The sequence below is a fragment of the Stenotrophomonas sp. Iso1 genome (assembly GCF_027497995.1).
Taxonomy (GTDB): Bacteria; Pseudomonadota; Gammaproteobacteria; order Xanthomonadales; family Xanthomonadaceae; genus Stenotrophomonas.
On sequence record NZ_JAODBT010000009.1, the window covers coordinates 1 to 452 of the forward strand.

Annotated in this window: 1 protein-coding gene; it reads right to left on the minus strand. The window is 66.2% G+C overall.

Annotated features, from left to right (window positions below; all coding sequences use genetic code 11):
* The coding region (locus PAN08_RS17980; protein ID WP_269792870.1) for a cadherin repeat domain-containing protein at positions 1 to 452 on the minus strand (452 nt) is incomplete at both ends.

Below are 452 nucleotides of genomic sequence, written 5' to 3' on the forward strand. Positions count from 1 at the left end.
CTGGACTTGGCCCAGCTCGACGCCCGCAGCAGTGTTCTCGTTGTAGCTGACCGTGTAGCTGGCCGGCGTCGGGTTGCCTGCACCATCGTCGCCCGGCGGAGTGAAGATCGTGCCCGGCTGGTTCGGATCCGGCGGCGTGCCGCCCTGGTTCGGGTCTTCAAACGCCGGTGCCTCGTTGACGTCCAGTTCGTTGAGCGTGACGGTGATGGTGGTCGTACCGCCATTGCCGTCGCTGGCCACCACGGTGATCGTGTGGCTGTTGCCCGTGCTCTCGTAGTCGTTCGCCAGCGAGGCTGCACCGGCCGGCGTCAGCGTGATTACGCCGGTGGTCGGATCGATCGCGTACCAGCCATTGTCGTTACCCGCGCTGATCGCGAAGGTCACGTCATCGCCATCCACGTCACCGGCTTGGACTTGGCCCAGTGCGGCGCCCGCGGCGCTGTTCTCGTTGT